This is a genomic window from Bacillus infantis, from assembly GCF_050107595.1.
Lineage (GTDB): Bacteria > Bacillota > Bacilli > Bacillales > Cytobacillaceae > Bacillus_AB > Bacillus_AB infantis_C.
The window spans coordinates 1-255 of sequence record NZ_JBNILH010000042.1 but is presented as its reverse complement, the minus strand read 5'-3'; the positions used below and the strand labels follow the sequence as shown (position 1 = coordinate 255).

General features: G+C 56.1%; 1 rRNA gene. It reads right to left on the bottom strand.

The window, feature by feature from the left end:
• Nucleotides 1–255: ribosomal RNA gene (locus tag ACQCVH_RS25360) — 16S ribosomal RNA — on the bottom strand; the annotation flags it as partial.

Here is a 255-nt window from a genome sequence, read left to right as displayed (position 1 = left end):
CCCAGTGTGGCCGATCACCCTCTCAGGTCGGCTACGCATCGTTGCCTTGGTGAGCCGTTACCTCACCAACTAGCTAATGCGCCGCGGGCCCATCTGTAAGTGATAGCCGAAACCATCTTTCAGCATAGCCTCATGAGAGGTTATGCATTATCCGGTATTAGCTCCGGTTTCCCGAAGTTATCCCAGTCTTACAGGCAGGTTGCCCACGTGTTACTCACCCGTCCGCCGCTGACTTCAGGGAGCAAGCTCCCATCC